Source organism: Bacillus australimaris (assembly GCF_001307105.1).
Classification (GTDB): Bacteria; Bacillota; Bacilli; order Bacillales; family Bacillaceae; genus Bacillus; species Bacillus australimaris.
The window spans coordinates 1-1,016 of record NZ_LGYN01000019.1 but is presented as its reverse complement, the minus strand read 5'-3'; the positions used below and the strand labels follow the sequence as shown (position 1 = coordinate 1,016).

The 1,016-nt window shown below is 32.9% G+C and carries 2 tRNA genes; both read right to left on the bottom strand.

Features of this window, described 5'->3' with window-relative positions:
- Positions 1-58 precede the first annotated feature (58 nt).
- Positions 59-134: transfer RNA gene (locus tag AKG37_RS09330), tRNA-Thr, on the bottom strand.
- A gap of 33 nt (positions 135-167) precedes the next feature.
- Positions 168-243: transfer RNA gene (locus tag AKG37_RS09325), tRNA-Val, on the bottom strand.
- Positions 244-1,016 lie beyond the last annotated feature (773 nt).

The following is a 1,016-nucleotide window of genomic DNA, read 5'->3' as shown; positions in this document are numbered from 1 at the left end:
TACCAACTGAGCTAATGGCTCGCTTTAAAAGCGACTTGTCTATCTTACCATATGAAAGTGGTGCCGGCAAGAGGACTTGAACCCCCAACCTACTGATTACAAGTCAGTTGCTCTACCAGTTGAGCTACACCGGCTTTATCTATCCTAACATTATGTAAGAATAAATATGGTGGAGGATGACGGGCTCGAACCGCCGACCCTCTGCTTGTAAGGCAGATGCTCTCCCAGCTGAGCTAATCCTCCATATTATGTCGTTTCGAATGTCTCTCGATCTGACAAATAGTATTATATAACGATAAGATATTGTTTGTAAAGACTTTTTTAAAATAATTTTTGGATTTATTTTAAAGCTGTTTTTTTACCTTTTCGTTAAGGCACCTAAAGAAGTTTACCACTTGTCCCATCATTTTAAAAGTCTTTTTTTCATTTTTTTATGTTTTTTTGTTAAAAAGAGCGATAATAAGGCTTAAACACTGTGAATACGCTATTTTTGAAGCCTCCTTAGCCTCTTTTTATTTCATATATCTTTTGATAAAAATCTCTTAGGAAGGAATTCTCTTAATATTTTATTTTTCTGAGAAATCATTTTCGTGTGAAAATAATGCTATTTTTTACTATTTTTCAACAAATTGTTTCACATCATTTTCTACTTTTCTGCTGCTTTTAAATTTTAAATACCTTTATCATCAATATAAAATTTTAAAAAAGAGACTTTGTTCTCCTTTCTTATTAAATAAAACTTCAACTATAGCTGACTTATGATGGCCTTTGGAATGCCTTATTATGCAGGTATCCACTATAAGCATCTTTCCACATACTAACTGCTTAAGAGAAGATTCTATGTTTTGATGTGGTCCTGAACGAATTGAGCTGCTGGCTCATACGATGAGCCCAATGTTAAATACTTAAAATTTATTTCGAATTGAACGTCAAGATTGGTTTATTGACCAATCCACTTTATAAACCTCTTATATAGAAGCAAATTATTCAAAAACACAAAAAAGACCAGTTCCGTA